This is a genomic window from Enterobacter sp. BIDMC92 (genome assembly GCF_001030225.1).
GTDB lineage: Bacteria > Pseudomonadota > Gammaproteobacteria > Enterobacterales > Enterobacteriaceae > Enterobacter > Enterobacter sichuanensis.
On sequence record NZ_KQ087598.1, the window covers coordinates 2153831 to 2176676 of the forward strand.

At 55.0% G+C, this 22846-nt stretch carries 22 protein-coding genes and 2 pseudogenes; 9 read left to right on the top strand and 15 right to left on the bottom strand.

Annotation, left to right across the window (positions count from 1 at the left end; translation table 11 throughout):
- Positions 1-56 precede the first annotated feature (56 nt).
- Both SP99_RS10040 and SP99_RS10045 read right to left on the bottom strand, forming a co-directional pair.
- Positions 57-380: pseudogene (locus SP99_RS10040) on the bottom strand (glycine/betaine ABC transporter permease); the annotation flags it as partial.
- A 274-nt stretch (positions 381-654) separates the two neighbouring features.
- Positions 655-1602 carry an NAD-dependent epimerase/dehydratase family protein gene (locus SP99_RS10045; protein WP_047958454.1) on the bottom strand — a complete coding sequence of 316 codons (948 nt, stop codon included), beginning with the start codon at positions 1600-1602 and terminating at the stop codon, positions 655-657.
- Positions 1603-1694: 92 nt separating this feature from the next.
- Here SP99_RS10045 and SP99_RS10050 point away from each other — a divergent pair, with 92 nt between their 5' ends.
- Positions 1695-2129 carry a MerR family DNA-binding transcriptional regulator gene (locus tag SP99_RS10050; protein WP_047958455.1) on the top strand — a complete coding sequence of 145 codons (435 nt, stop codon included), beginning with the start codon at positions 1695-1697 and terminating at the stop codon, positions 2127-2129.
- Here the strand turns inward: SP99_RS10050 and SP99_RS10055 are convergent.
- The 4 genes from SP99_RS10055 to SP99_RS10070 all read right to left on the bottom strand — a co-directional run bounded on the left by SP99_RS10055 (position 2094) and on the right by SP99_RS10070 (position 6060).
- On the bottom strand, positions 2094-2831 hold the full coding sequence (locus SP99_RS10055; RefSeq protein WP_047958456.1) for a YoaK family protein: 738 nt from the start codon (positions 2829-2831) through the stop codon (positions 2094-2096). The two genes, SP99_RS10050 and SP99_RS10055, sit on opposite strands and share 36 nt — an antisense overlap.
- A gap of 160 nt (positions 2832-2991) precedes the next feature.
- The gene (locus SP99_RS10060; RefSeq protein ID WP_047958457.1) at positions 2992-3615 is read right to left on the bottom strand and encodes a glutathione S-transferase family protein; all 624 of its coding nucleotides are present in this window, start codon (positions 3613-3615) and stop codon (positions 2992-2994) included.
- Between the two features lie 83 nt (positions 3616-3698).
- Positions 3699-4883 (bottom strand): MFS transporter, encoded by a 1185-nt coding sequence (locus SP99_RS10065; protein ID WP_047958458.1) that lies wholly within the window; start codon positions 4881-4883, stop codon positions 3699-3701.
- A 49-nt stretch (positions 4884-4932) separates the two neighbouring features.
- Complete coding sequence (locus tag SP99_RS10070; RefSeq protein ID WP_047958459.1) at positions 4933-6060, bottom strand: alpha/beta hydrolase; 1128 nt, start codon at positions 6058-6060, stop codon at positions 4933-4935.
- A gap of 114 nt (positions 6061-6174) precedes the next feature.
- Between SP99_RS10070 and SP99_RS10075 the strand changes: the two genes are divergently transcribed.
- Both SP99_RS10075 and SP99_RS10080 read left to right on the top strand, forming a co-directional pair.
- Complete coding sequence (locus SP99_RS10075) at positions 6175-7059, top strand: LysR family transcriptional regulator (protein WP_047958460.1); 885 nt, start codon at positions 6175-6177, stop codon at positions 7057-7059.
- A 332-nt stretch (positions 7060-7391) separates the two neighbouring features.
- Positions 7392-7847, top strand: coding sequence for a hypothetical protein (locus SP99_RS10080; RefSeq protein ID WP_047959799.1), 456 nt, complete (start codon positions 7392-7394; stop codon positions 7845-7847).
- A 52-nt stretch (positions 7848-7899) separates the two neighbouring features.
- On the opposite strand, the gene SP99_RS10085 is transcribed toward SP99_RS10080, so the two are convergent.
- The gene (locus tag SP99_RS10085) at positions 7900-8301 is read right to left on the bottom strand and encodes a YybH family protein (protein ID WP_047958461.1); all 402 of its coding nucleotides are present in this window, start codon (positions 8299-8301) and stop codon (positions 7900-7902) included.
- 178 nt (positions 8302-8479) lie between these two features.
- On the opposite strand from SP99_RS10085, the gene SP99_RS10090 reads away from it, so the two are divergent.
- On the top strand, positions 8480-9589 hold the full coding sequence (locus tag SP99_RS10090; RefSeq protein ID WP_231584225.1) for a DUF6516 family protein: 1110 nt from the start codon (positions 8480-8482) through the stop codon (positions 9587-9589).
- Between the two features lie 101 nt (positions 9590-9690).
- Here the strand turns inward: SP99_RS10090 and SP99_RS10095 are convergent, their stop codons facing one another.
- The 3 genes from SP99_RS10095 to SP99_RS10105 form a co-directional block, all read right to left on the bottom strand.
- Complete coding sequence (locus SP99_RS10095; RefSeq protein WP_047958462.1) at positions 9691-9906, bottom strand: DUF6500 family protein; 216 nt, start codon at positions 9904-9906, stop codon at positions 9691-9693.
- Between the two features lie 92 nt (positions 9907-9998).
- Positions 9999-10316: a YebG family protein gene (locus tag SP99_RS10100; protein WP_047958463.1), complete on the bottom strand. Its 318-nt coding sequence runs from the start codon at positions 10314-10316 to the stop codon at positions 9999-10001.
- 70 nt (positions 10317-10386) lie between these two features.
- Positions 10387-10740, bottom strand: a complete 354-nt coding sequence (locus SP99_RS10105) for a helix-turn-helix domain-containing protein (protein ID WP_045284868.1) — start codon at positions 10738-10740, stop codon at positions 10387-10389.
- A gap of 336 nt (positions 10741-11076) precedes the next feature.
- On the opposite strand from SP99_RS10105, the gene SP99_RS10110 reads away from it, so the two are divergent.
- Both SP99_RS10110 and oqxB read left to right on the top strand, forming a co-directional pair.
- Positions 11077-12252, top strand: a complete 1176-nt coding sequence (locus SP99_RS10110) for a multidrug efflux RND transporter periplasmic adaptor subunit OqxA (RefSeq protein ID WP_025760255.1) — start codon at positions 11077-11079, stop codon at positions 12250-12252.
- A gap of 24 nt (positions 12253-12276) precedes the next feature.
- The gene (oqxB, locus tag SP99_RS10115) at positions 12277-15432 is read left to right on the top strand and encodes a multidrug efflux RND transporter permease subunit OqxB (protein WP_047958464.1); all 3156 of its coding nucleotides are present in this window, start codon (positions 12277-12279) and stop codon (positions 15430-15432) included.
- A gap of 66 nt (positions 15433-15498) precedes the next feature.
- Here the strand turns inward: oqxB and SP99_RS10120 are convergent, their stop codons facing one another.
- The 3 genes from SP99_RS10120 to SP99_RS10130 all read right to left on the bottom strand — a co-directional run bounded on the left by SP99_RS10120 (position 15499) and on the right by SP99_RS10130 (position 18181).
- Positions 15499-15978 (bottom strand): efflux pump transcriptional repressor OqxR, encoded by a 480-nt coding sequence (locus tag SP99_RS10120; protein WP_025760257.1) that lies wholly within the window; start codon positions 15976-15978, stop codon positions 15499-15501.
- Between the two features lie 137 nt (positions 15979-16115).
- On the bottom strand, positions 16116-17504 hold the full coding sequence (locus SP99_RS10125; RefSeq protein ID WP_047958465.1) for a sensor histidine kinase: 1389 nt from the start codon (positions 17502-17504) through the stop codon (positions 16116-16118).
- A complete protein-coding gene (locus SP99_RS10130) occupies positions 17504-18181 on the bottom strand; it encodes a response regulator (RefSeq protein WP_047958466.1) in 678 nt (225 codons plus the stop codon). Before SP99_RS10130 ends, SP99_RS10125 begins: the two co-directional genes overlap by 1 nt.
- Positions 18182-18381: 200 nt before the next feature.
- Here SP99_RS10130 and SP99_RS10135 point away from each other — a divergent pair, with 200 nt between their 5' ends.
- Both SP99_RS10135 and SP99_RS25015 read left to right on the top strand, forming a co-directional pair.
- Positions 18382-19218 carry a MipA/OmpV family protein gene (locus tag SP99_RS10135; RefSeq protein ID WP_047958467.1) on the top strand — a complete coding sequence of 279 codons (837 nt, stop codon included), beginning with the start codon at positions 18382-18384 and terminating at the stop codon, positions 19216-19218.
- Between the two features lie 64 nt (positions 19219-19282).
- A pseudogene (locus SP99_RS25015) lies at positions 19283-19522 on the top strand (nucleotidyltransferase family protein); the annotation flags it as partial.
- 145 nt (positions 19523-19667) lie between these two features.
- Here SP99_RS25015 and SP99_RS10140 read toward each other — a convergent pair.
- Positions 19668-19979, bottom strand: coding sequence for a hypothetical protein (locus tag SP99_RS10140; RefSeq protein WP_047958468.1), 312 nt, complete (start codon positions 19977-19979; stop codon positions 19668-19670).
- 432 nt (positions 19980-20411) lie between these two features.
- Between SP99_RS10140 and SP99_RS10145 the strand changes: the two genes are divergently transcribed.
- A complete protein-coding gene (locus tag SP99_RS10145) occupies positions 20412-22127 on the top strand; it encodes a SulP family inorganic anion transporter (protein ID WP_047958469.1) in 1716 nt (571 codons plus the stop codon).
- 44 nt (positions 22128-22171) lie between these two features.
- Here SP99_RS10145 and dmsD read toward each other — a convergent pair whose 3' ends face one another.
- Entirely contained in the window at positions 22172-22786 is a 615-nt protein-coding gene (gene dmsD, locus SP99_RS10150; RefSeq protein WP_047958470.1) for a Tat proofreading chaperone DmsD, read from the bottom strand.
- Positions 22787-22846: the final 60 nt, after the last annotated feature.

Here is a 22846-nt window from a genome sequence, read left to right on the forward strand (position 1 = left end):
GATGAAATGGAAATGTCCGTAAGTGATTGATTCCTCACTATCGTTCGGGTTTGCATAGGCGTATCGCCGATGCCAATCACCACCATCGCCAACGCCAGCACGGCCAGCGGCGGCAGCGTATTGCCGACGTTGAAGATTTGCATCACGTATTCGGCGATCCCCCGCGCCGCCGGGCGGCTCAGCAGGATCCCGACCGGAATACCCACCAGCAGGGCAAAAAACATCGACGAGAAAACCAGAATCATGTGCTGTTGCCCGAGATAGAGCAGGTCTACCTGGCGCGCCCGGATTGTCTCCAGCCCAATACCCCAGACGAGGAGGGCGAGGACCACCAGAATGGCGCCGACAAACAGCAGCGAACGTTTGAGTAATGGGTGCATTGCGGTGTGTCTCCCTGTGCGCATGCGTTATAGCAACCACCGGTTGCCTGTTGTTATGCCATGTTTCGGCAGGGGTAGATGTCCTATAGCAAGCGTTTGGGAAGGGTTCCAGCGAAGGGGGAAAATCAGTAACCCTCTGAAACTAGTGACAACCTCAGGTCAGGCCTTATGGCATAAGGCCTGATTGTGAGGCGGGCAGAATAGTCCTAAAGAAGAGATTGAAATGTGACGTTGTCACGAATTTAAAGCCGCTCGCAGGGCGGAGAGGCAAAAATTACGCCGTTTTCGCCGCTTTGCGTTGCCACTCCTGCCAGATTTCCTCCAGCCCTTGCCGGTAGGTGGTGACGGCAAATTCAGGGAATCGGCGTTTGAATTTCGTCGAATCAAACAGGTTGTCCTCGTCGTACCTGGGCAACAGCTCCCGTATTTCACGGGCGCCCTGCGAAAACAGCGCTGTCGCGGCGAAGGCCAGCTTGCCGAGTATGGCGTAGTCCGCTGGCTGTCCGAAGATCTCACAGGCGAGAGCGACGAATTGCTGGTACGTCAGCCTTTCGTCGCAGCAGGGTAAATGCCACGTCTGGCCGAAGGCGTCAGGGGTATTGCCCAGCAGGGCAAGCGCTCGGCTGGCATCCGGCGTCCAGATGAGGGTGCGAAGCGTGTCGTCACGGACCGGAACGCGCGGACGCTTATGCTGCTTCAGCCTGTCGATAATAAGCGTATTGGTGAAGCTCTGCGTTTTATCGGGCCCATAGAACTCAGGCGCGCGACCGATGAGCACGGGAATGTCACCCCGTTTCATTTCATCAAGCACACGGTTGGCCATTTCTGCCCGGACTTTTCCTTTCCGTCCCCGGGGGGCAAAGCGCGTCTCTTCTGTCTGCGGCACCGCGTTCTGGGGGTACATATAGGTGTTGTCGAAATAGACGAATTTTGCACCCGCCTGCCGCGTGGCCTCCAGGGCATTTTCCAGCATGGCTGGAAACTGACGTTCCCACAGCGCGGAATCAGGCGGCAGACCGGCAGTAAAGTAGACTATGTCGCTACCGTTAACCGCGTTCTGCGTCTGCCCGGCATCGAGGAGATTGGCCGAAACGGTGACATCGCTGTCGTTGATTTTTTGCGGATGGCGGCTGACCAGCCTGATATCGTCGGTGTAGCCGCGTTTGAGCTCGCGGGTCAGTTCACGGGCGATTTGCCCGCTGGCGCCCAGAATAGTTTGCATTTTAGCTCCCTGATGAGATGACGATCCGGTTGACCGTATAAAAAGTTTAAGCTTAAAGTAAACTTTAAGGTCAATATGCCAGAGTGAACGAAATGAAAATTGGCGAACTGTCGAAAATGACGGGCATTGCCCCGTCGCGCATTCGGTTCTATGAGGCTCAAGGTTTACTGCCGCGCCCGGTCAGGCAGGAGAACGGATACCGCGCCTATTCCACCGATACGGCAACGCTGCTGAACATCATCGACAATGCGCAGCGTACCGGGTTTACCCTCGAGCAAATACGCCGCTTCCTGCCGCAGCCGCAACAGCGCTGGGATCATGAGGGCCTGATCCAGTCCCTTAAGACGCGTATTGCTGAGATAGAGGCGATGCAGAAGCAGCTTGAGGAAAACCGTAAAGAGCTGCTGACGCTGGTTGCCAGTCTCAGCAACCGGCCGGAGGGCATCACCTGTGACGACAACATGCAGCGTCTGCTGGGGCAGCTGCAGCACTCAGACGGAAGCACGAACGCGTCGAACGCGCGTTGAGACAGTGATAATTGAGACGGTGGCGACCACGGCGAGCATCACCCCGAGTATCAACATGGCGTTGAAGCCAATCCATCTGAACAACATAAGCCCCACGATACCGCCGGAAATAAACGAGAAAAGGGTGGTTAAGTGGGTTTTCAACTGACTTTTTTGCGCCGCCGTATCTTTGGAGTAATCCCTGCGGAGCATCGCCACCATGACAGAGGCCAGCGCGATCCCCGCGTCCGTCAGCGTGCCGGTAATATGCGTTGATCTCACCCGCCCGCCGGAAAGCTGCGTGGAGGTGGAATTATGAATGCCCATCAGAAAGCAGAGAAAAAGAATAATCTCGCGGTTGCTGGTGAGGGCATGAAAATACATTTCGTAGAAGGAAACGCCGGTCAGTAATATCCCCTCGACAAACAGGATCTGGCAAAAAACCAGCCTGACATTATGGATAATGCCCCATATCACGATCGTTCGCGCAATAATGGCGCCGGCCACAAAAGAGAGAATAATCGAGCCGAAGAAAATAATGTCGCTCAGGTCGGTGGAAGAGACTTCGCTGGATAATTGCGAGGTGTTGCCGGTCATGTGTGAGGGGAAAAAGCCAAATGCCCCAAGGGCGATGGCGTTCAGCAAACCTGCAGAGGTCGCCAGCCAGAGAGCAAGCCGGCGATCCTCCTGGTGCGTTCGTTCTTTCTTGAGTTTAATCAGCAAGAATACCTCCGGGTTGAGCTTTGCCTGACTATTCAGGCTAGCAAAGCGGTGCAACGGGCTGTCCAGGATATGACTTAATTATTATTCCCTCTGACGACAATCAGGGTTTCGTAATTAAATAAAACAGCCTCGCTGCGGATATTCATTCTGACAGTATGATTTATACCATGCCGTTATTGCCGTGGCGCAAAAACGCCGGGCGCTGGTTGAGACGTTCAAACCAGGCCTCAATAGCGGGCACGTCTGGCTTATCAAAGGGCGTCATTTTCCAGCGATTCACCGACAGCCCAAGCACCACATCCGCAAGGGTAAACGTCTCGCCCGCCGCAAAGGCACCGGTGCGCTGCAGCTGGTTTTCCAGAATGGTGATGCAGTGGTTCCACTCCTGAATCCCCGCCGCAATGCGCTCCAGGTCGTTAAAGTCCGGGTTTTTACGCCCCAGCGCCGGGAAGACATAGCGCCAGGCGTTATTGAATTCGGTTGCCTGCCAGTCCATCCAGCGCTCAACGTTGGCACAGGCCTGCGGTTCTGCGGGCAGCAGATCGTGACGTCCGGCCTTGCGCGCCAGATAACGGCAGATGGAATTGGATTCCCACAGCACGAAATCGCCATCAATCAGCACCGGCACCATGGCGTTGGGGTTCAGGGCGCGAAAGGCATCCGTTTTCGTTGAGGCAAAACCGCTGCCGTAATCTTCCTGTTGATACTCGAGGCCTGCTTCTTCGCAGGTCCAGAGCACTTTACGCACGTTGATGGAGGTGGTTTTGCCGAGGATGTTGATCATTGCGCAGGTGTCCTTTAATGGATGTTATTGTTTAAAAATAATACACCTGCGAGGCAGAAAAGCGTCAAAAATCCTCCGGTGCGTTATTTGTGAAGACGCGAAAGCAGAAACGTCAGCGCAGCCGCACAGAGGAGCACAATGCCACCCAGTGCAAACGTGCTCTGCCAGCTGTAGCGATCGAACGCTATACCGCCCGCCGTTGAACCGAGCGCAATGGCGAGCTGGATCACCGCGACCATCAGACCACCGCCGGCTTCGGCATCCTCCGGCAGCGTTCGCGCAATCCACGTCCACCATCCCGTTGGCGCCGCCGTTGCCAGCATCCCCCACAGGCCTGACAGCAGGGCGACGATCCACACGTTATGGCCCGTCAGAATCAACGCGACTGCGATGGCGGCCATCAGCAAAGGGATCGCGATCAGCGTCACGTAAAACGCGGCATTAAGCACCACGGCAACGAACAGGGTCCCCACAAAACCCGCGACGCCGATGGTGAGCAAAATCAGCGACAGCCCGGTTCCACTGACCTGGGTGACGGTTTCAAGGAACGGGCGCAAATAGGTAAACAGCGCAAACTGACCCATAAAGAACAGGCCGCAGGCCATTAGACCGACGGAAACCGCAGGCTGGCGGAATAGCCGGAAAACGCTTCCCTGTGACGCACCGTTTTTACGCCCCTGCATGTCCGGCAGGCTAAAACACTGCCAGATGAACGCCGCTATCGCCACCGGCACCAGGCAAAGAAATGCGCCGCGCCAGCCAATGGTAGCTCCAAGGTAGCTGCCAAGTGGGGCGGCCACCACCGTTGCCAGCGCGTTACCGCCGTTGAAAATGGCCAGCGCGCGTGCAACCTGGTGCGGGGGAGCAAGGCGAATGGCCGTTGCGGCAGACATGGGCCAGAACCCGCCGACGGCAATACCGATCAGGGCGCGGCCGAGCATATACGTCAGATAGTTCGGGGCGAAACCAATAACCAACCCCGAAAGTGCCATCAGCAGGGTCATGCCCAGCAGAAGGTATTTACGATTCATATTCCCGGCGAGCTGGGAAAGGAAAAGGCTGGTCAGAACCGCCAGCGCGCCGGAGATGGCAATTCCCTGGCCGGCAAGCCCCTCTGTGACATCCAGCGATCTGGCGAGAGGGGTAAGCAGGCTGACGGGCATAAACTCAGATGCAATCAGAACAAATACGCAGAGGGTCATGGCAAAAACGCCGCTCCAGCGCGCATGTTCAGCGTGTTGTGGTGGGGTATGGCTCAGTGAGGGCATAGTCTATTTTCGCGAAGAGCCACCCGCGCAGAACGGGTGGCGTAGGGGTTTATTTCAGGCTGGCTTTGAAGAACTGCGCAAACCGGGCGAACGGGATCTTCCCGGCAGCATTGTCGTAAAGATCGACATGGTTTGCGCCCGGAACAATCACCAGTTCCTTCTGCTTGCTGCCGACTGCTTTAAACGCATCTTCTGCAAAGTAGCGAGAGTGCGCCTTTTCACCGGTCACGATAAGCGTCGGGATAGCGATCTCGTCGGCATAGCTCAGCAGCGGCATATTCATAAACGACAGCGGCATTGTCGCGGTCCATGCGCCGGTGGAGTTGACGGAACGGGCATGGAAGCCGCGCGGCATCCGGTAGTAATCAAAGAACTCCTTGAGTACCGGATTTGGGTTGGCGGGTAATGCGTCCGGCAGAATACGTTCCGCAGCGGTCACCTTGCCGTTGGCATCGACATAGATGTCATGGCCGCCGTGCGCGAAGGTGCCGCGCTCGGCATCTTTCCAGCGCTGCTCGTTCAGATACTGCAGGACGGCACGGCGATCGGACGTTGAATAACGATCTTTGCCGTCGCCCACCCCGTGACCCATCGCCCGGCTCATGTCGTACATCACGCTGGTGGCGACCGCTTTCACGCGGGTGTCCATGGAGGCCGTATTCAGCGCCATGCCGCCCCAGCCGCAGATGCCGAGAATTCCAATGCGATTACGATCAACCTCTTTCTGTAACCCCAGGAAATCAACCGCCGCGCTAAAGTCTTCGGTGTTGATATCAGGAGACGCGACGTTGCGTGGCTGGCCGCCGCTTTCGCCCGTGTAAGACGGATCGAATGCCAGGGTGACAAACCCTTGTTCCGCCAGGGTCTGGGCGTACAGGCCGCTGGATTGTTCCTTGACCGCGCCAAACGGCCCGCTCACGGCAATGGCCGCCAGCTTGCGGTCGCCGCGGTTTTTAGGCAGATACAGATCGCCCACCAGCGTGATTCCGTAACGGTTCTGGAAAGTCACCTTACGGTGGTCGACTTTATCACTCTCGGCGAAGGTTTTGTCCCAGGTGGTCACCATGGAAACAGGGGCGTTTGGATTGGTTGTCTCAGCATAACTCATTGTTGTCACTCCACTTAATGATGCACATAGCAGCATCGCAACGGACAGTTTTTGGGTGAATGTTTTCATGAAAAGGTGCCCTGTGTTGTTGTGATGCAGGCATTATAGTTAGCAAAAATAGTGCTGATTAGGGCCCGAAAACTGCTATGATTAATACCAGATTGTTATAAATGGCGAGTCACGATGGCAAAGCGGGAAAACTACAATGAGCTGTACCTGTTTATGCAGGTGGTAAGGGAGGGGAGCTTCACGGCGGCCGCACAGCGGCTCGGCCTGGCGCAGTCCGGGATCAGCCGCTCGGTTCGCGAGCTGGAAGAGCGGCTGGGCGTTCAGCTTCTGGTCCGTACCACGCGCAAGCTGTCGCTGACCCACGCCGGGGAGCAGCTCTATCAGACCGCCGAGTCTGCGTTTGATGCGCTTGATACGGGTCTGGCGACGCTGGCGCACTACCGCCAGACGCCGTCCGGTACGGTACGCATTAATGCCAGCCAGCACGCCATCGACAAATGCCTGTTGCCAAAGCTCGCTATTTTTAAACAGCGTTACCCGGATATCCGGCTGGAGCTGATAAACGAAAGTCGCTTCGTTGACATCATCGCTGAGCGGTTTGATGCGGGCGTCAGGCTGGGGCCAGAGGTAGGGCAGGGAATGATCGCCGTGCGCATTACCCCTGATATGGAAATGGCCGTAGTGGCTACCCCGGAACACTTTCGCCGCTACGGTTTTCCCCAGACGCCTGCGGATTTAGTGGTTCATCCCTGCATTGCCTACCAGTTTGCCGACGGGCGTGACTACCAGTGGGAGCTGGTTCAGGACGGGAAGAGAATCACCCATCGGCCAGCGGGGCAATGGGCGCTGTCTGACAGCTACATGGAAGCCGAAGCCGCCCGGCTGGGGCTTGGGCTGGCCTATGTTCCGCTGGAGCTGGTGGCTGACGATCTGGAGCGCGGAACGCTTATCCGGGTGTTGCAGCGCTACAGCCTGCGCATGGACGGGCTGTATCTTTATTATCCCCATCGCAACGTGTCGCCTGCGCTGAGAGCGGTGATTGATACCCTTAAAATTTAGGGCAGCGTTGTCTTTCTGGAAGACGCCTCGCAAACCGCAAAGTAACCGTGTGAAATTCAGGGTTATGTCTTTTCTACAATCGTTCGGGGTCGTAAAGTGCCTGCGTTGCGGCATATCCGCAATCGGGCGTAGGAACCCGCATCTACCATATAGTGACATTTCGTATGTCGCGGCAGCACCGATCCCGTTACAATTGCGGTGGCGCTGGCGGAGCAGCCGTAAGGCTGGCCGTTTTTCTATATGGGCGGTATTCCTACCTCTGTCAGCGCTACCCCCCGAGCGTAGGAACTCAAGGGGTGGTTACATGGATTACATATAGAAGGATGCTGGATATGACTACTATCCCAACCCTGACCTATCTCCCGTCTGACGAAAACGTCATTCTGCAACTTATCTCCCGGCCGCTTCCGGCTGATGCCGATCTGTTTGACGTCGCCGACAACTGCGCCGCGCTGGTGAGCGTACTGGTCGAAACCGAAGATGTCGGGAGCCGTACTGCACTTTGCGAGCGTCTCCTTCAGGCTCTGCGCAGGCTGCGTAAACTCTGTGATGTCGATCTTCCACCATACCTGATTGAACAGCTGATCATCGGTGAGAAACTGAATTCCTGCGTGCCCGATTGCTGGCAGGACACCTTAACGCAGGTGGACTATGTTCTGGCGCTGACGCAAGCGGTGAAGGGGGAAACGCTGCCCGCTCACGTAACAAAAGAACTGACGGGCCTGCTGCACGATATGGTGTGGCTGCTGGCTGAGTTTGTGAAGGAGCCGCGCATTACTGCGCATTAAGGGACTGGCGTGGAGAGGGGGTAGCGCCCCTTTGTAACCGTGATTAGCGTGATCAGTTCCCGGTATCCAGAAGCGACGTACCGTAGGAGTTGTCGATAGTACAACGCCAGCGACCGTCGCTCTCCAGTCGAAAAACATAGGTCGCGCGGCGGGATATTTCTGTTATCCCGCCCTGAGCATCAGGAAAGCGCAGAACGGTTTCCATGATAACGAGGGCGTTATCCCCACCTTCAATCACCTGCATCTCCCCTTGTTCGACCGTTAACTGGTCCTGAAAATAATCAGAGATGGCAATAAATGCGCTGCGGATGTTCTCTTTGCCTTTAACAGTCATGCCGGGCTTGACCACCAGAGCCGCGTCTTCGGCGTAGTACTCCATCAGGGCGTCAAAGTTTTTGGTGGTGATGGCGTGGTCACAGGATTCGATGATCTGGCGTAGCGGATGTCGGGTCATACGCAATTCCTCGGGGAAGGGGGAACGCGTATTAACGTAACAGCTCGGCGCGTTTGTATAGCTACCAGGTTTTGTGGCTGGTAGCGTTGGGTTTAGTTAACGCCTGGTCTGCGGTGAGCGAGGAGCGGACATGCCTCCCTTGCGGTGTAAAAAATTATCTGGTAACAAGGTGGTATTGGTGTATCAGTGGCCGGTAAACTTAGGCGCAGCCCCGTTTGGAATAATAAAGGATGACACTTTGAGACTTAATGATGTAATTACTGACTGCATTAATCTTAAATTAAGTGGAACTGCAACAGATAATGTTATTCAATGCTTCGGTGGCAATATACTGAGGAAAGAAAAGCCAGTTTTGGCAATTGAAGTTTCGAGCAAAGAAATATTGCTATGGATGATGCAAGGAGCAACGGATGTACATGTTTATATCAGCGCAGGTACTTTTCATGTAAATGCAATGTATGCACCAACTGTCCGCTTTCCAGCAGCCAGAATTTATTTTATGAAATCAAAAGACCTTTTCTGGGTTGGCCATATTGGCGTTTATCTCGAACAACACGGAATCAAACTCACTCCAGTAGATGATGCCAACTTCTCAAAGCTCATTGATGATACGGGGTATGTACAACGTTATAAGCCGTGGTACGAAAAAAGGAAAGCTGACTCGAGATTATTCGATGGTCTGCTGGGAGGGCGGCTTAAGAATACTGCTGTAGATCAAGCTATATGGCTGTCCTCCAATGGAAAGTGCTTGGTTTGTGGAGAAAAAACCGATCGCATGGCGACCACTACTGTATGGGGGAAGTCAGGCATGATGATTGGTATGCAGTTGTGTTTGACACACGAAGAGGAATCTCAGAAGCAATCAATTCTTCTCAATTATCTCTCGAATCATTTGGGTGGAAAAGTTATGTTCTCAAATATGCGTCCACTGACTACTGAAGAGATGCTTGAGCAGACCTGCGAAATACTTAAGGTAAATTTCAACTGCACTATCATGAAAGTTGTAGGGGAAACTGTAACCGCCCGAAGACCGTCGGGGATCACCGTAGTAATCAGACACCAATCACCGTCGAATTATGCCTATATAATAATGACCTCTGAAGGAAAGCAGTTGTCCAGGGTCGATTCAGCCGATCATCACCAAGTCCCTTACGGCCCTGATCATGTACATTTCGATCTGCGTAAATCTAAAAAAAATGTTGTCGAGACAAGCTTTACATACGGACATATTTGTCTGGATATGAAACTGCTTTTAAAACTGATTCAGGAGGCTGAAGATAAATTATAAGGTGATCCGGAGATACTGCTGAGGTCAGAATCATCGGCTTTACAACATATTCGCATCTTTGGGATGGATATGATTGTAACATTGCCTTTTTGAAACAGGTGTTACATAACTAAAACAAGCTTTCTGATCTTTTCAGCCCTTTCAAAATGGTCCAGCTTCATTTCCATAATCCACCAGTGCGCAACTTCCATAAGCAGTTCAGGATCGTCATTTTTATTAGCAAAAAAAGCATAAAACGAAAGCCCAACATCGCTTCCCTTAGAGGCGATTTTTACATCACAGATCCTGATGATTTTTTCCTTCATTCCTTGTCGCATGTCATCTCCTTAACTCTTTTTATTTGCTGATTAAAAAAGCCGTAAGCAGTTATCTGCTTACGGCTTTCGGATAGGTGATGATTCTCTGACAATCAGGCCGCTTTCACGGCCCTGATTTTTTTCGTTTCCGCCGCATCGGATTCTGGTTTATCCGCTGCAGCTGGGGCAGTGACATCGGGAAGCTTGCTGGTACGCAGAATATGCTGCACGGTCTCTTTCTGCTCGGCGAGATACAGACCAAGATTTTCAGCCTGCGTTTCATCCATCTGCATTCCGCTTTGCAACAGCCAGTCGGTGAACGCGTCTGCCATATCGAGCAGCTTGTCGTGAGCGTCAGCCTCTTTCTTACTGGCAAATGTCATTTTCTCTTCACCTTTTCTTACGACAACAAATTTTGTTTCAACAGCCATCGTGTACCTCGTTATACTGTGTTTATATACAGTATAACAGCTATGGATTGAAGTTGCAGCAAAATGTGTGTTACTGGCGCATCGACTGCGGTTCCGGGCCACCCATGCTGCGCCGCCATGCCCCAGGAGCCTGGCCATACTGACGCTTGAAGCTGCGGTTGAAGGACTGCTGGGAGTCAAAGCCCAGGGCGATCGCCACGTTCAGAATCGGTTCGTCGCTGTGGGTTAACCGTTCAACCGATTTTTGCAGCTTCCGCGCACGAATATACCCGGCGAGGGGATAGCCCGTGTGTTCTTTAAACAGGCGCTGCAGGTGCCATTTTGAATAGCCGGATCGCCTGGCGACGGTCTCAATGTCCAGACGACTGTCCAGGTTGTTGTCGATCCAGTCGAGTAAATCGTGCATAAATGCGCCAGTGTTCATCTGATTACCCCCACGCAGCGTAGAAAAAAGTAACTTTATCTGTTGCATTTAAAGGTGGCGTGTTTTTCCGTTAATTGCAAGTTTTATTGTTGCATTTAAATCCCTGTCCGAAACGGGTCTTTTCACATCGACGCAAATAGCACATAAAGTGCAACAATTATTCTTGCACTTAGTTAAGCGCCTTCCTACAATCGCCGCGATAGTGTACTCGCAACTGTTACAGTTTTGTGGCGATGAACGACACAAATGGCCTTCAGCCAGCTATCGGACAAAGGAAGTGGCGCGGCGCCTCCCGCTGCGTCTTGCCCGGCAGCTACAATTACCGGAATAAAAATAATGAGCCTGCAAAAAACCTGGGGAAACGTTTATCTGAGCGCGCTGGGGGGGATGTTGATCTCCGCGCTGCTCGTCGGATGTGATAACAGCGTCGCGCAAAACGCCGCGCCACCTGCGCCTTCCGTCAGTGCGGCTGACGTGGTCGTGAAATCCATCAGCCAGTGGGATAGTTTTAACGGCCGGATTGAAGCGGTGGAAAGCGTTCAGCTGCGCCCGCGCGTCTCCGGCTACATTGATAAAGTGAATTACACCGACGGCCAGGAAGTGAAAAAGGGCGAGGTGCTATTCACCATTGATGACCGAACCTACCGCGCCGCGCTGGAACAGGCGCAGGCGAACCTGGCGAGGGCCAAAACGCAGGCCAGCCTGGCGCAAAGTGAGGCTAACCGTACCGATAAGCTTATCGCTTCTCACCTGGTCTCCCGGGAAGAGTGGGAGCAGCGTCGCTCGGCCGCCGTTCAGGCGCAGGCCGACATTCGCGCCGCGCAGGCGGCGGTTGACGCAGCCCAGCTCAACCTGGATTTCACCAAAGTGACCGCGCCTATCGATGGCCGCGCCAGCCGGGCGTTGATCACCAGCGGTAATCTGGTCACCGCGGGCGATACCGCCAGCGTGCTCACCACGCTGGTCTCGCAGAAGACGGTTTACGTCTATTTCGATGTGGATGAGTCGACCTATCTTCACTATCAAAACCTCGCCCGCAGCGGACAGGGGGCGTCCAGCAATCATATGGCGCTGCCGGTTGAGATTGGCCTGACGGGCGAAGAAGGCTATCCCCATCAGGGCAAAGTGGATTTCCTGGACAATCAGCTCACGCCGAGTACTGGCACCATCCGTATGCGCGCGCTGCTGGATAATTCCCAACGTCAGTTCACACCGGGGCTGTTTGCCCGCGTACGCCTGCCGGGCAGCGCGGCATTCAAAGCTACGCTTATCGACGACAAAGCGGTGCTGACCGATCAGGACCGCAAATACGTCTACATCGTGGATAAAGAGGGGAAAGCCCAGCGCCGTGACATTACACCGGGGCGTCTGGCAGACGGTTTACGCATCGTGCGGCAGGGGCTGAACCCTGGCGACAAAGTCATCGTCGAGGGTTTACAAAAAGTGTTTATGCCGGGAATGCCGGTTAACGCCAAAACCGTTGCCATGACCGCCAGCGCCGCCCTCAACTGATCCCTTGACCTGAGAATCCAACCCATGGACTTTTCCCGCTTTTTCATCGACAGGCCGATTTTTGCCGCCGTCCTGTCGATTCTGATTTTTATCACAGGATTGATCGCCATCCCGCTGCTGCCGGTGAGCGAATATCCTGACGTCGTGCCGCCAAGCGTTCAGGTGCGCGCGGAGTACCCGGGCGCCAACCCGAAAGTGATTGCCGAGACCGTGGCGACGCCGCTGGAAGAGGCGATCAACGGCGTTGAGAATATGATGTACATGAAATCCGTCGCGGGCTCGGACGGCGTGCTGGTCACCACCGTGACCTTCCGTCCGGGGACTGACCCGGATCAGGCGCAGGTTCAGGTGCAAAACCGCGTCGCGCAGGCCGAGGCGCGTCTGCCGGAAGACGTGCGTCGTCTGGGCATTACCACCCAGAAACAGTCGCCGACGCTGACGCTGGTGGTGCATCTGTTTTCGCCCAACGGTAAGTACGACTCCCTGTACATGCGTAACTACGCCACCCTGAAGGTGAAGGATGAGCTGGCGCGTCTGCCTGGCGTGGGTCAGATCCAGATCTTCGGCTCGGGCGAATACGCGATGCGCATCTGGCTGGATCCGAATAAAGTGGCGGCGCGCGGGCTGACCGCCTCGGATGTGGTGACGGCGATGCAGGAGCAGAACGTTCAGGTGTCCGCCGGTCAGCTTGGCGCCGAGCCGCTGCCGAAAGAGAGCGATTTCCTGATCTCCATTAACGCCCAGGGCCGTCTGCATACTGAAGAAGAGTTTGGCAATATCGTTCTGAAAACCACGCAGGATGGTACGGTTGTCCGCCTGCGCGACGTGGCGCGAATTGAGATGGGCTCCGGCAGCTATGCGCTGCGTTCTCAGCTGAACAATAAAGACGCGGTCGGGATTGGTATCTTCCAGTCGCCGGGGGCGAACGCCATCGACTTGTCTAACGCGGTGCGCGCCAAAATGGACGAACTGTCCACGCGTTTCCCGGACGATATGAAGTGGGCGGCACCTTACGATCCGACGGTCTTTGTGCGTGATTCCATCCGGGCGGTCGTACAAACGCTGCTGGAAGCGGTCGTGCTGGTGGTGCTGGTGGTGATCCTGTTCCTGCAAACCTGGCGTGCGTCAATCATTCCGCTGATCGCGGTGCCGGTGTCGGTGGTGGGTACCTTCAGCATCCTCTACCTGCTGGGCTTCTCGCTCAACACCCTGAGTTTGTTCGGGCTGGTATTGGCCATCGGTATCGTGGTGGATGACGCCATCGTGGTGGTGGAAAACGTCGAGCGAAATATTGAAGAGGGGCTTGCACCGCTTGCGGCGGCGCATCAGGCGATGCGTGAGGTCTCCGGGCCGATTATCGCGATTGCGCTGGTGCTGTGCGCGGTGTTTGTGCCGATGGCATTTCTCTCGGGCGTGACCGGTCAGTTCTACAAGCAGTTTGCGGTGACGATCGCCATCTCCACGGTGATCTCCGCCATCAACTCGCTGACGCTCTCTCCGGCGCTGGCTGCCCTGCTGTTAAAACCGCACGGCGCGCCGAAAGATATGCCGACCCGGCTTATCGACCGTCTGTTCGGCTGGCTTTTCCGTCCGTTTAACCGCTTCTTCCACCGCAGCTCGAACGGCTATCAGGGGCTGGTGGGTAAAACCCTCGGACGTCGCGGCGCGGTGTTCGCAGTCTATCTGCTGCTGCTCTGTGCGGCGGGCGTGATGTTTAAAGCGGTACCCGGCGGATTTATTCCGACACAGGACAAGCTGTACCTGATTGGCGGCGTGAAAATGCCGGAAGGCTCTTCGCTGGCGCGCACCGATGCGGTGATCCGCAAAATGAGCGAAATCGGGATGAATACCGAAGGCGTGGACTATGCGGTGGCATTCCCGGGGCTGAATGCCCTGCAGTTCACCAACACGCCGAACACCGGGACGGTGTTCTTTGGCCTGAAGCCGTTCGACCAGCGTAAGCATTCCGCGGCGGAAATTAACGCGGAGATCAACGCGAAAATCGCGCAAATCCAGGAGGGCTTTGGCTTCTCTATCCTGCCGCCGCCGATTTTAGGGCTGGGTCAGGGGTCGGGTTATTCCCTGTACATTCAGGATCGCGCCGGTCTGGGCTATGGTGCGCTGCAAAACGCGGTGAACACCATGTCCGGTGCGATTATGCAGACGCCGGGGATGCATTTCCCGATCTCGACCTACCAGGCAAACGTTCCGCAGCTGGAAGTGCAGGTTGACCGTGATAAGGCGAAAGCGCAGGGCGTGTCGCTGACCGATCTTTTCGGGACGCTGCAAACCTATCTCGGCTCGTCGTACGTGAATGACTTTAACCAGTTCGGCCGTACCTGGCGCGTGATGGCGCAGGCGGACGGGCAGTTCCGCGACAGCGTGGAAGATATCGCGAACTTACGCACCCGCAATAGCCAGGGCGAAATGGTGCCGATTGGCAGTATGGTGAATATCACGACCACCTACGGGCCGGACCCGGTGATTCGCTACAATGGCTACCCGGCGGCGGATCTGATTGGCGATGCCGACCCGCGTGTGCTTTCGTCCACGCAGGCGATGACGCAGCTGGCGGGTATGTCTAAGCAGATCCTGCCGAACGGGATGAACATTGAATGGACGGACCTGAGCTTCCAGCAGGCCACGCAGGGCAATACGGCGCTGATCGTCTTCCCGGTTGCGGTTCTGCTGGCGTTCCTGGTGCTGGCTGCGCTGTACGAAAGCTGGACCCTGCCGCTTGCGGTGATCCTCATCGTGCCGATGACGATGCTCTCCGCACTGTTTGGCGTCTGGCTGACCGGTGGCGATAACAACGTGTTCGTGCAGGTGGGGCTGGTGGTCCTGATGGGGCTGGCCTGTAAAAACGCCATCCTTATCGTGGAGTTTGCCCGCGAGCTGGAAATCCAGGGGAAAGGGATAATGGAGGCCGCGCTGGAGGCGTGCCGCCTGCGTTTACGCCCGATTGTGATGACCTCCATTGCCTTTATTGCCGGGACCATTCCGCTGATCCTCGGCCACGGCGCGGGGGCAGAAGTGCGCGGCGTGACCGGGATCACCGTCTTCTCCGGGATGCTGGGCGTGACGCTGTTTGGCCTGTTCCTGACGCCGGTGTTCTACGTGACGCTGCGTAAGTTCGTGACGCGCGGGAAAAAAGAGGAAAGGGACGTTCTGCCAGCGTAAGGACGTTGCAGCTAATAAAAAACCGCCTTCACAGTGAAGGCGGTTTTTTTTGTACCAGGTAAATTATTACGACGTTTTTTGATACTGGGCGATAAGATCGGGGAGCGGATCCCATCCGCTGCTGTCGGCGTTTTTCACCGCTTCCAGCGCGCTTGCTACGGTGTGGCGGGCCAGTACGGCTAACGACGCCTGCTCGGCCTCTTCGGAAATTGATTTAAAGTACCAGCACGCGTTAGCGCTGACCACGCAGCGGGCCGGCACGTCAGGGCGCGACGCCCACAGTTTTTTATCTTCGATGACCGAAAGGTAGATATCGCGCAGGGTGATCTCTTCCGGCGGGCGACCAAGATGAATGGAGCCATTGCGGCCAAGCGTTGAGACGATAATGCCGTCACGCGTGAGCGGAACCATTAATTTGCGGATGAAGCTCGGGTTCGCTTCCAGGCCGTAGGCCAGAATCGCACTCGTTGAACGTTCGCCCAATTGCTCCGCCATCGCTACGCTGAGAACCATCTGCAAAGCTGTCGGGAAGCGGTAATCTAACATTTTTGTATCCTGGGTTGCGGTGAATCTTGTTCTTTTTGGCACCGCAGAGGTGAATAAGCAATAAACAACAATATAACAAATACGGTTTTTTTTTTGAAGCAATCTGCGGCATTTGCGATCAAACACCCTGTTCTGGTTTAGCTAAACGTGCGGTTGGGGAAGTCAACCGTCACCATCAGGCCGCCTTCAGCGGATGTACTCAGGTTAACGCGGCTGTTGTGCTGCTGCGCCACCGCTTTGACGATGGCAAGCCCCAGACCGCTTCCGCTTTGCATCTGATTCGGGTCGCGGAAAAAACGGTCGAACACGCGTTCCCGCAGTTCAGGCGGAATACCGGGCCCCGCATCCGAGACACGCAGCTGCGTGCAGCCATCGAGTGCGCGTACGTCGACCTGAATCCGCCCCCCTTCAGGACTGTACTTCACCGCATTCTCAATCAGGTTATCAATCAGCGACACCAGACGTTCCCTGACGCCCGCGATCCAGATGTCATCCTGCGAGAAGAACTCCAGCTCAATCCTGCGCGCAGAGGCTAACGGTTCCAGCTCGGCCATGCGCTCCTGAATGAGTGTTGTCAGCGGTACTGGCTCCATCTCGGTGTCAATGCGTGCTTCGCTGTGCATCATCAGCAGCAGCTGATTGACGAGACGTGCAGCACGGCTGTTGCTGCGAATTACCCCCGCAAGCAGCTCCTGTTGGTTCTCGCTGATGACCCAGGACTGCAGCGCCTCCACGTTGATGCGCATCGCTGCGAGGGGAGTACGCAGCTCGTGCGCCGCATCGGCAATGAAAACCCGTTCCCGCTCAGCGCTTTCACGCACCCGGGCAAGGAAATCATTGATCGCATCCACCATCTGGCGAAGCTCCCTATGCCTGGGAACGGCTTTTAGGGGCGAGAGATCGTCAGGCGTGCGTAACGTAATTTCATTGACCACCCTGTTCCAGGGGCGCATAGCAATGCGGATCGACAGCCACGCGGGAAACAGCAGAAAAGGGAAGCAGACCAGCAGCGGCAGGATGTAGTAACCCCGCGAGTTCAGGTAGATAAAGAAGTTCCAGCCACTGGCTGGCGTGAAGAGGGTGACCTCCACGTCGGAATGAGGGGATTTAAGGGTGCGGCTGGTCCAGGTACGATCGTCACTCTGAACGCGATCCAGTTCTCCGAACCGGGTGTTTGTTATCCCCGCAGGCGCGCCGTCGGAGGCAAAAATAACTGCATTGTTCTTGCGCACGATAAGGTTAATCGACAGCACGGGATCTTCACCGCCGCCATAGCCTTCGCGCAGCGCCTGGCTAAAGGCTTCGAGCACCGCGGTGCGATCCTGCGGGCGTTCGTCCATCCGCTCAACCAGGGTAAAAAGGGTTTCGTAGGTTTTACTGCCCGTGAGGATGGGAGGACTGCGCAGGTCCTCCCACAGAATGAAGGTTAAAAAAAGACACCACAGCAGCGTAAGCAACAGCATCTGGGCGATGATAATTCGCCGCACCAGCGTGGCGTGGCGCAGGTGGGACCAAAAGTTTCGCATTAACCGGTCACCCTCTGGACAGAGACGGTATCAATGACATACCCGACGCCCCGCACCGTTCGCACGTAACCGTCGCCAATTTTTCGCCGCAAATTACCCATATGCACGTCGAGCGCGTTACTGAGGTTTTCTTTGTTGCCGAAGATCCTTTCTTCCAGGAACCGTCGCGTTAGCACGCGGTCAGCGCGCAGCATCAGCGTTTCAAGCAGGGCGTATTCACTGGCCGTCAGGTCAACGTGGCGTGCGCTCACCGTCACGCGACGCGTCGGCACATGAAGTGACAGCCCGCGAATTTCTATTGCCTCATTTTCAAAACCGTAACTGCGTCGCGCAAGGGCTCTCACTCTTGCCAGCAGCTCGGCGAGAACAAAGGGTTTGACGAGATAGTCGTCTGCGCCCGCATCCAGCCCGTAAAGGCGATCCTGCAGCGTTCCTCGCGCCGTCAGGATGATAACGGGGATGCCCTTAAGCTGCTGGCGCAAACGCGTCATCAGGCTCATGCCATCGCCATCGGGCAGCCCTAAGTCGAGTAAAACAAGCTCAGGCACGCAGACGTCAAGCTGATGCAGCGCATCCTCTTTCCGGCGAACCCATATAACGTCAAAGCCTTGATCGGAGAGGGCGATACGTACGCCATTGCCGAGATCCAGGTCGTCTTCAATAAGTAGAATTTTCACAGTGGTAACTGTATCGGCAGTGAATGAAGAACATCTTAAGAAAAAAACGGTATCAGTAAATTTGTCCGGTTTACAGCACCCGCGCGCTTCAGCGTTTCTTCATTTTCGGCTCATAAGAACCTTAGGGTCACGCTTCAAAATGGGCGTTCTGGCGTTTAACCGCTTCATCGTCATCATTTGCATCCATAAGGACGTCCTTAATGAGAAACATCGAACTGCGTCATCCGTTCCCCCATTTATTCCCGGGCCGCAGCCTGAAAAACATCGTGCCGGGCGTCGTGCTGGCGTTACTGGCCACACCGCTACTGGCGGCAGAGCAGAGCCAGGGTAACGTATTAACTCTCGGGGGCGGGGTGGACGTCGCGCCACGCTACTCGGGTTCGGATAAAACCCGCGTCAGCGCGGCTCAGGTGGTGGATTATTCCATGGCTAACGGCTTTTTTATCGGCACCACGCGGGGTATCGGTTACGGCAACAATCTGGGTAACCTGGATTACAGCGCAGCGCTCAGCTACCGCACAGGCCGTAAAGATAAAGACGTGAGCAGCGATTCGATCAGCTCCGGCAGCGACGAGCTACGTGGAATGGGCGAGATAAAAGGCTCGGCTATCGTGATGCCCGGTCTGGGTTACAAGGTAACCGACTGGCTTAATCTGCAGGTGCAGGGTGAGATCCCGGTTTCTGAGAGAGACAACGGTGAGGCGGTGCATTTTGGTATTTCCAGCCCGCTCTATATTTCACCGAATAACGCAGTCACGCTGGCGCTGACCGGCAGTTGGGGATCTGACAAATATATGCTGACCTACTACGGCGTCAGTGCCGCCCAGTCGGCGGCATCCGGGTTTGCCCGCCATGACGCTGGCGCCGGGATTTATGCGTACATGCTGAATCTTGACTGGACGCACAGGCTCACCTCGCGCTGGAGCGTGCTTGCCGCCGCGGGCGTGACGCACCTGACGGGAGATGCTGCCGATAGCCCGATTGTGCATCGTAAGACGTCGCCTACGGGGAGTCTGAAGGTGACGTACAGTTTTTAAGTGTGGGTTGTGGCGGCTTGTGGTTTTGAGGGCGCAATACGGTAATTTAAGCCGCTCCGGTTTCGATGGCGGGGCGGCCTATCACTCAACAGAAAATGCGCTATTGTACTGGCCTGAAACCGCGACGGCCGTGGCCGTCAGACTGGGCGATAACGATCTCATCGAGGTCATTGCACCCTATGCTCTTAATGACCGGTTTGAGCTGCGTTTAAGACCGACGCCCGTATTTGAGCGGGAAAAGTATGATGTCTTTAGGCGACGGGGTGATGAGAAACGTTGGCTAGCGCGTTATCCTCAGTTGCAGCACATCACTGATCATCGTCGATGTTTTGTAGCAAGTCTGTGTGTTGGATGGACATTATTTTATCAAAGGTTTGGCGGAAAGAAGAGGGACGAGAGAAGAGGGAAGTTGCGAGGGGTGTAGGTCTGGTGTGAGCGAGGAGCGGAAGTTAGTCAATTATTTCCGATGGTTTTTCATTCTCGGGCGACCAATACCCACCGCTGCCATGGTAAGTTTCAGCACCTAATACAAACTTAGTTCCACAGTGCCTACAAACAAAACGGTAATCGACGATATCGCCCCATATCATCTTTTCAGCACACTCTTGAAAGCTGTATTGATTCCAGTCATCCGTCGCATCAATTTCGGCCAGAACCCCTTCGCTGAGCGCATTCTTTGCAATACGGATTGCTTTACGTAATTGTTCAGGTTGGCGGATAACGTATTTAACACATAAATCCAGGCACCGATCGCAACTCATTAAACAGCCTCCATGATGATATGTTGGCGTGGTTTACCACTATAAGCCAATCAAATTATTCACAACTTCTTCTATGGTGAACTTCTGAATTGATGTTAGCAACGTCCGCTCCTGGCACAAAGCAGACAATCTTCTGGGCTAAACTTTTTCTCAAGACTCCTCATACCGAACCACAAACCTGTTAGATCATCGGCTCCCGGGCTGTCGATTCCACCCATCCGTCGTCCGCGTGCAGCACGGCAGCATCCGGCAGGGACCACCCCGGCTAAGCAGTAGTTTTTGTACTATGTTTAACACCAGTCAGAATATCAAAATAGTTAAGTGTTTATACGGCCCGAGCGGCGGGGCCTCCGTCCGGAGCATTTGAAAGCCAGAACCTCACTTAAAAGTGTGCCAACATTTCGCGGGTAATATTAATCTCCGGAGAATAAGGTGTTCGGAAAGTATTTTTTAAGCTACATGCCGGGCCTGCAAAATTTGTTAGCCTACGATAAAAGCTGGCTAAAACATGATGTTAAAGCCGGGTTATCCGTCGCGGCTGTCGCGCTACCGGTTGCGATTGCTTATGCGGAGCTGGCGGGTGTTGGGGCCATAGTCGGGCTGTATTCCTGCGTTTTACCGATGATAGCCTATGCACTGTTTGGCTCTTCACGTCAGCTTATTGTCGGCCCTGATGCCACGACCTGCGCGGTGATTGCGGCCGTGGTGTTTCCTCTTTCGGCGGGAAATCCTGAACTGCACTGGCAACTGACAATCGTCATGACGTTGATGATGGGCGGATGGTGCCTGCTTGCCAGTAAATTCCGCCTCGGCGCGCTTGCCGATCTGCTTTCTCATCCCATTCTTACCGGTTTGCTGAATGGCGTAGCCGTGACGATTATTGTCGGGCAAATCGGCAAGGTTTTAGGGATCAAGCTTGATGAAGCGCAGGTGATCGAGAAAATCATCGCCTTGCCAGGCCGCATTTCAGACAGCCATTTTTTAACCGCAGGAATATCACTTTTAACGCTCGCTATTTTAATGGCTATCAAAACGTATCGCAGCCACTGGCCCGCACCTTTGATTGCCATTGTTCTGACAACGTTACTGGTCTGGGGGACATCTGCACAACAGTACGGTATTGCCACCATTGGGGGAGACGGTTTCCAGCCTGGTTTGCCCGTTGTTCACTGGGAGACGTTTCAGCCTGGTCCGATGCGTGATTTGGTGATCCCGGCGCTGAACCTGGCGTTGGTCAGTTTTGTGAGTCTGATGCTGACCGCGCGCAGTTTCGCCGCGAAAAATGGTTATGAAATTAATGCGGATGCTGAATTCAGAGCGCTGGGTATTGCGAACCTGATGGCGGGATTATCTCAGGGGTTTGCTATCAGTGGCGCCGATTCCCGGACCGCGGTGAATGATTCAGTTGGAGGGAAAAGCCAGCTGGTTTCCGTGGTCGCCGCCTTAATCATCGGTATCGTCGTGGTATTTTTCACTCAGCCACTGCAGTTTATTCCGGTTTCGGCGTTAGGGATTGTTCTAATGTACGCATCGTGGTCATTGATTGATTTACGTGGGCTTTGGAACCTGAGACGGCGAAATAAACAGGCCTTTCGCCTGGCCTTCTTCACGTTTGGCTGTGTGTTAATTATCGGCGTTATCCAGGGGATCGGCCTCGCGGTGTTGCTTGGCCTGTTACAGTTCCTGCGTACCGTCTTTCGTCCCTCCGAGCACTTACTGGGCACTGACGAAGATGGCATGATTCACTCATTAGGCAATACAACCGATATTAAAATGGTCCCGGGCGTGCTGATGTATCGGTTTAACTCACCGTTGACCTATTTTAATGTGGCTTATTTTAAACGCCGGGTATTGAACTTAGTTGATGGTGCAGCATTACAGCCTAAATGGGTGATTATTGATGCTGTGGCTTGCTTCACCTATTCAGACATCAGTGTTCTGGCAACCATAAATGAGTTGAAGCGCGACCTGAAAGCTCGGCAGGTTACGTTAATTCTTGCGGGCAGGAAAACAGAATTAACGCGCTGGTTTAAAGACAGCCGGCCAACAATGAATGATGATGACATGATTCTGGCACCAGACCTCTATCTGGCACTTCGGTTCATTCAAAGCAAAGAGAGTGCGAGTGAATCGGGTGGAGAGGTATAAACCAAACCCAGGCTTGCCCGCCAGTTGCGAGCAAGCCGTACCCCTTAGCGATACAGCGTCTTTTCCGCAACCGGAACAAGCAACGCGGAACGCCAGTCCGCCAGCGTCAGCTGCGCGAGCTTGCCCAGCGCGGTATAAAACGGATGCCCGGCGTTGTCGACAAACACCGAGAGGAAACGGGTACTCCACGGCAGAAGATGCCACGCCAGAAGCCGATCGCACTCCGCTTCGCGGCCATTCTCGGCCAGCCACGCCGCCAGCAGCAGCAGGGTACCGAAATGATCTTCCGGTTCATTTTGCTGCATCTCAAAAGCAATGCCGTTTTCTCGCATCCACTGGCGCAGCGCGAGGGTCGAGTCGCCAAACAGCACCGATTCGCGGTCCAGCCAGACGGAGCCCCACGGCGGTGCGGGCAGGGCATAAGGGCCAATAAACAGCCGTTGCCAGGCGTCCGTCAGCGGCTCATCGGCTGGGGTGGCAAAGGTTTCGGCAAGGGGCTGCAGCGTTTCCGGTGGCAGCGGCCAGTCCTGAACCCAGTCGCCAGCGGTAAGGGCCTGCACAAGCGGCGCGGCCTGCTCACTGTCGGGTGAGAAATAAAACAGCGCGCCCAGTACGCGGGCGCTGAACGCGAACGATTCACGCTGTGAGACGTCTTTCATTAAACCTTCCTTGCTCGCGCGGATTGCGCCCGCGCGGCTGTGTTAACCAAGAATACTGAC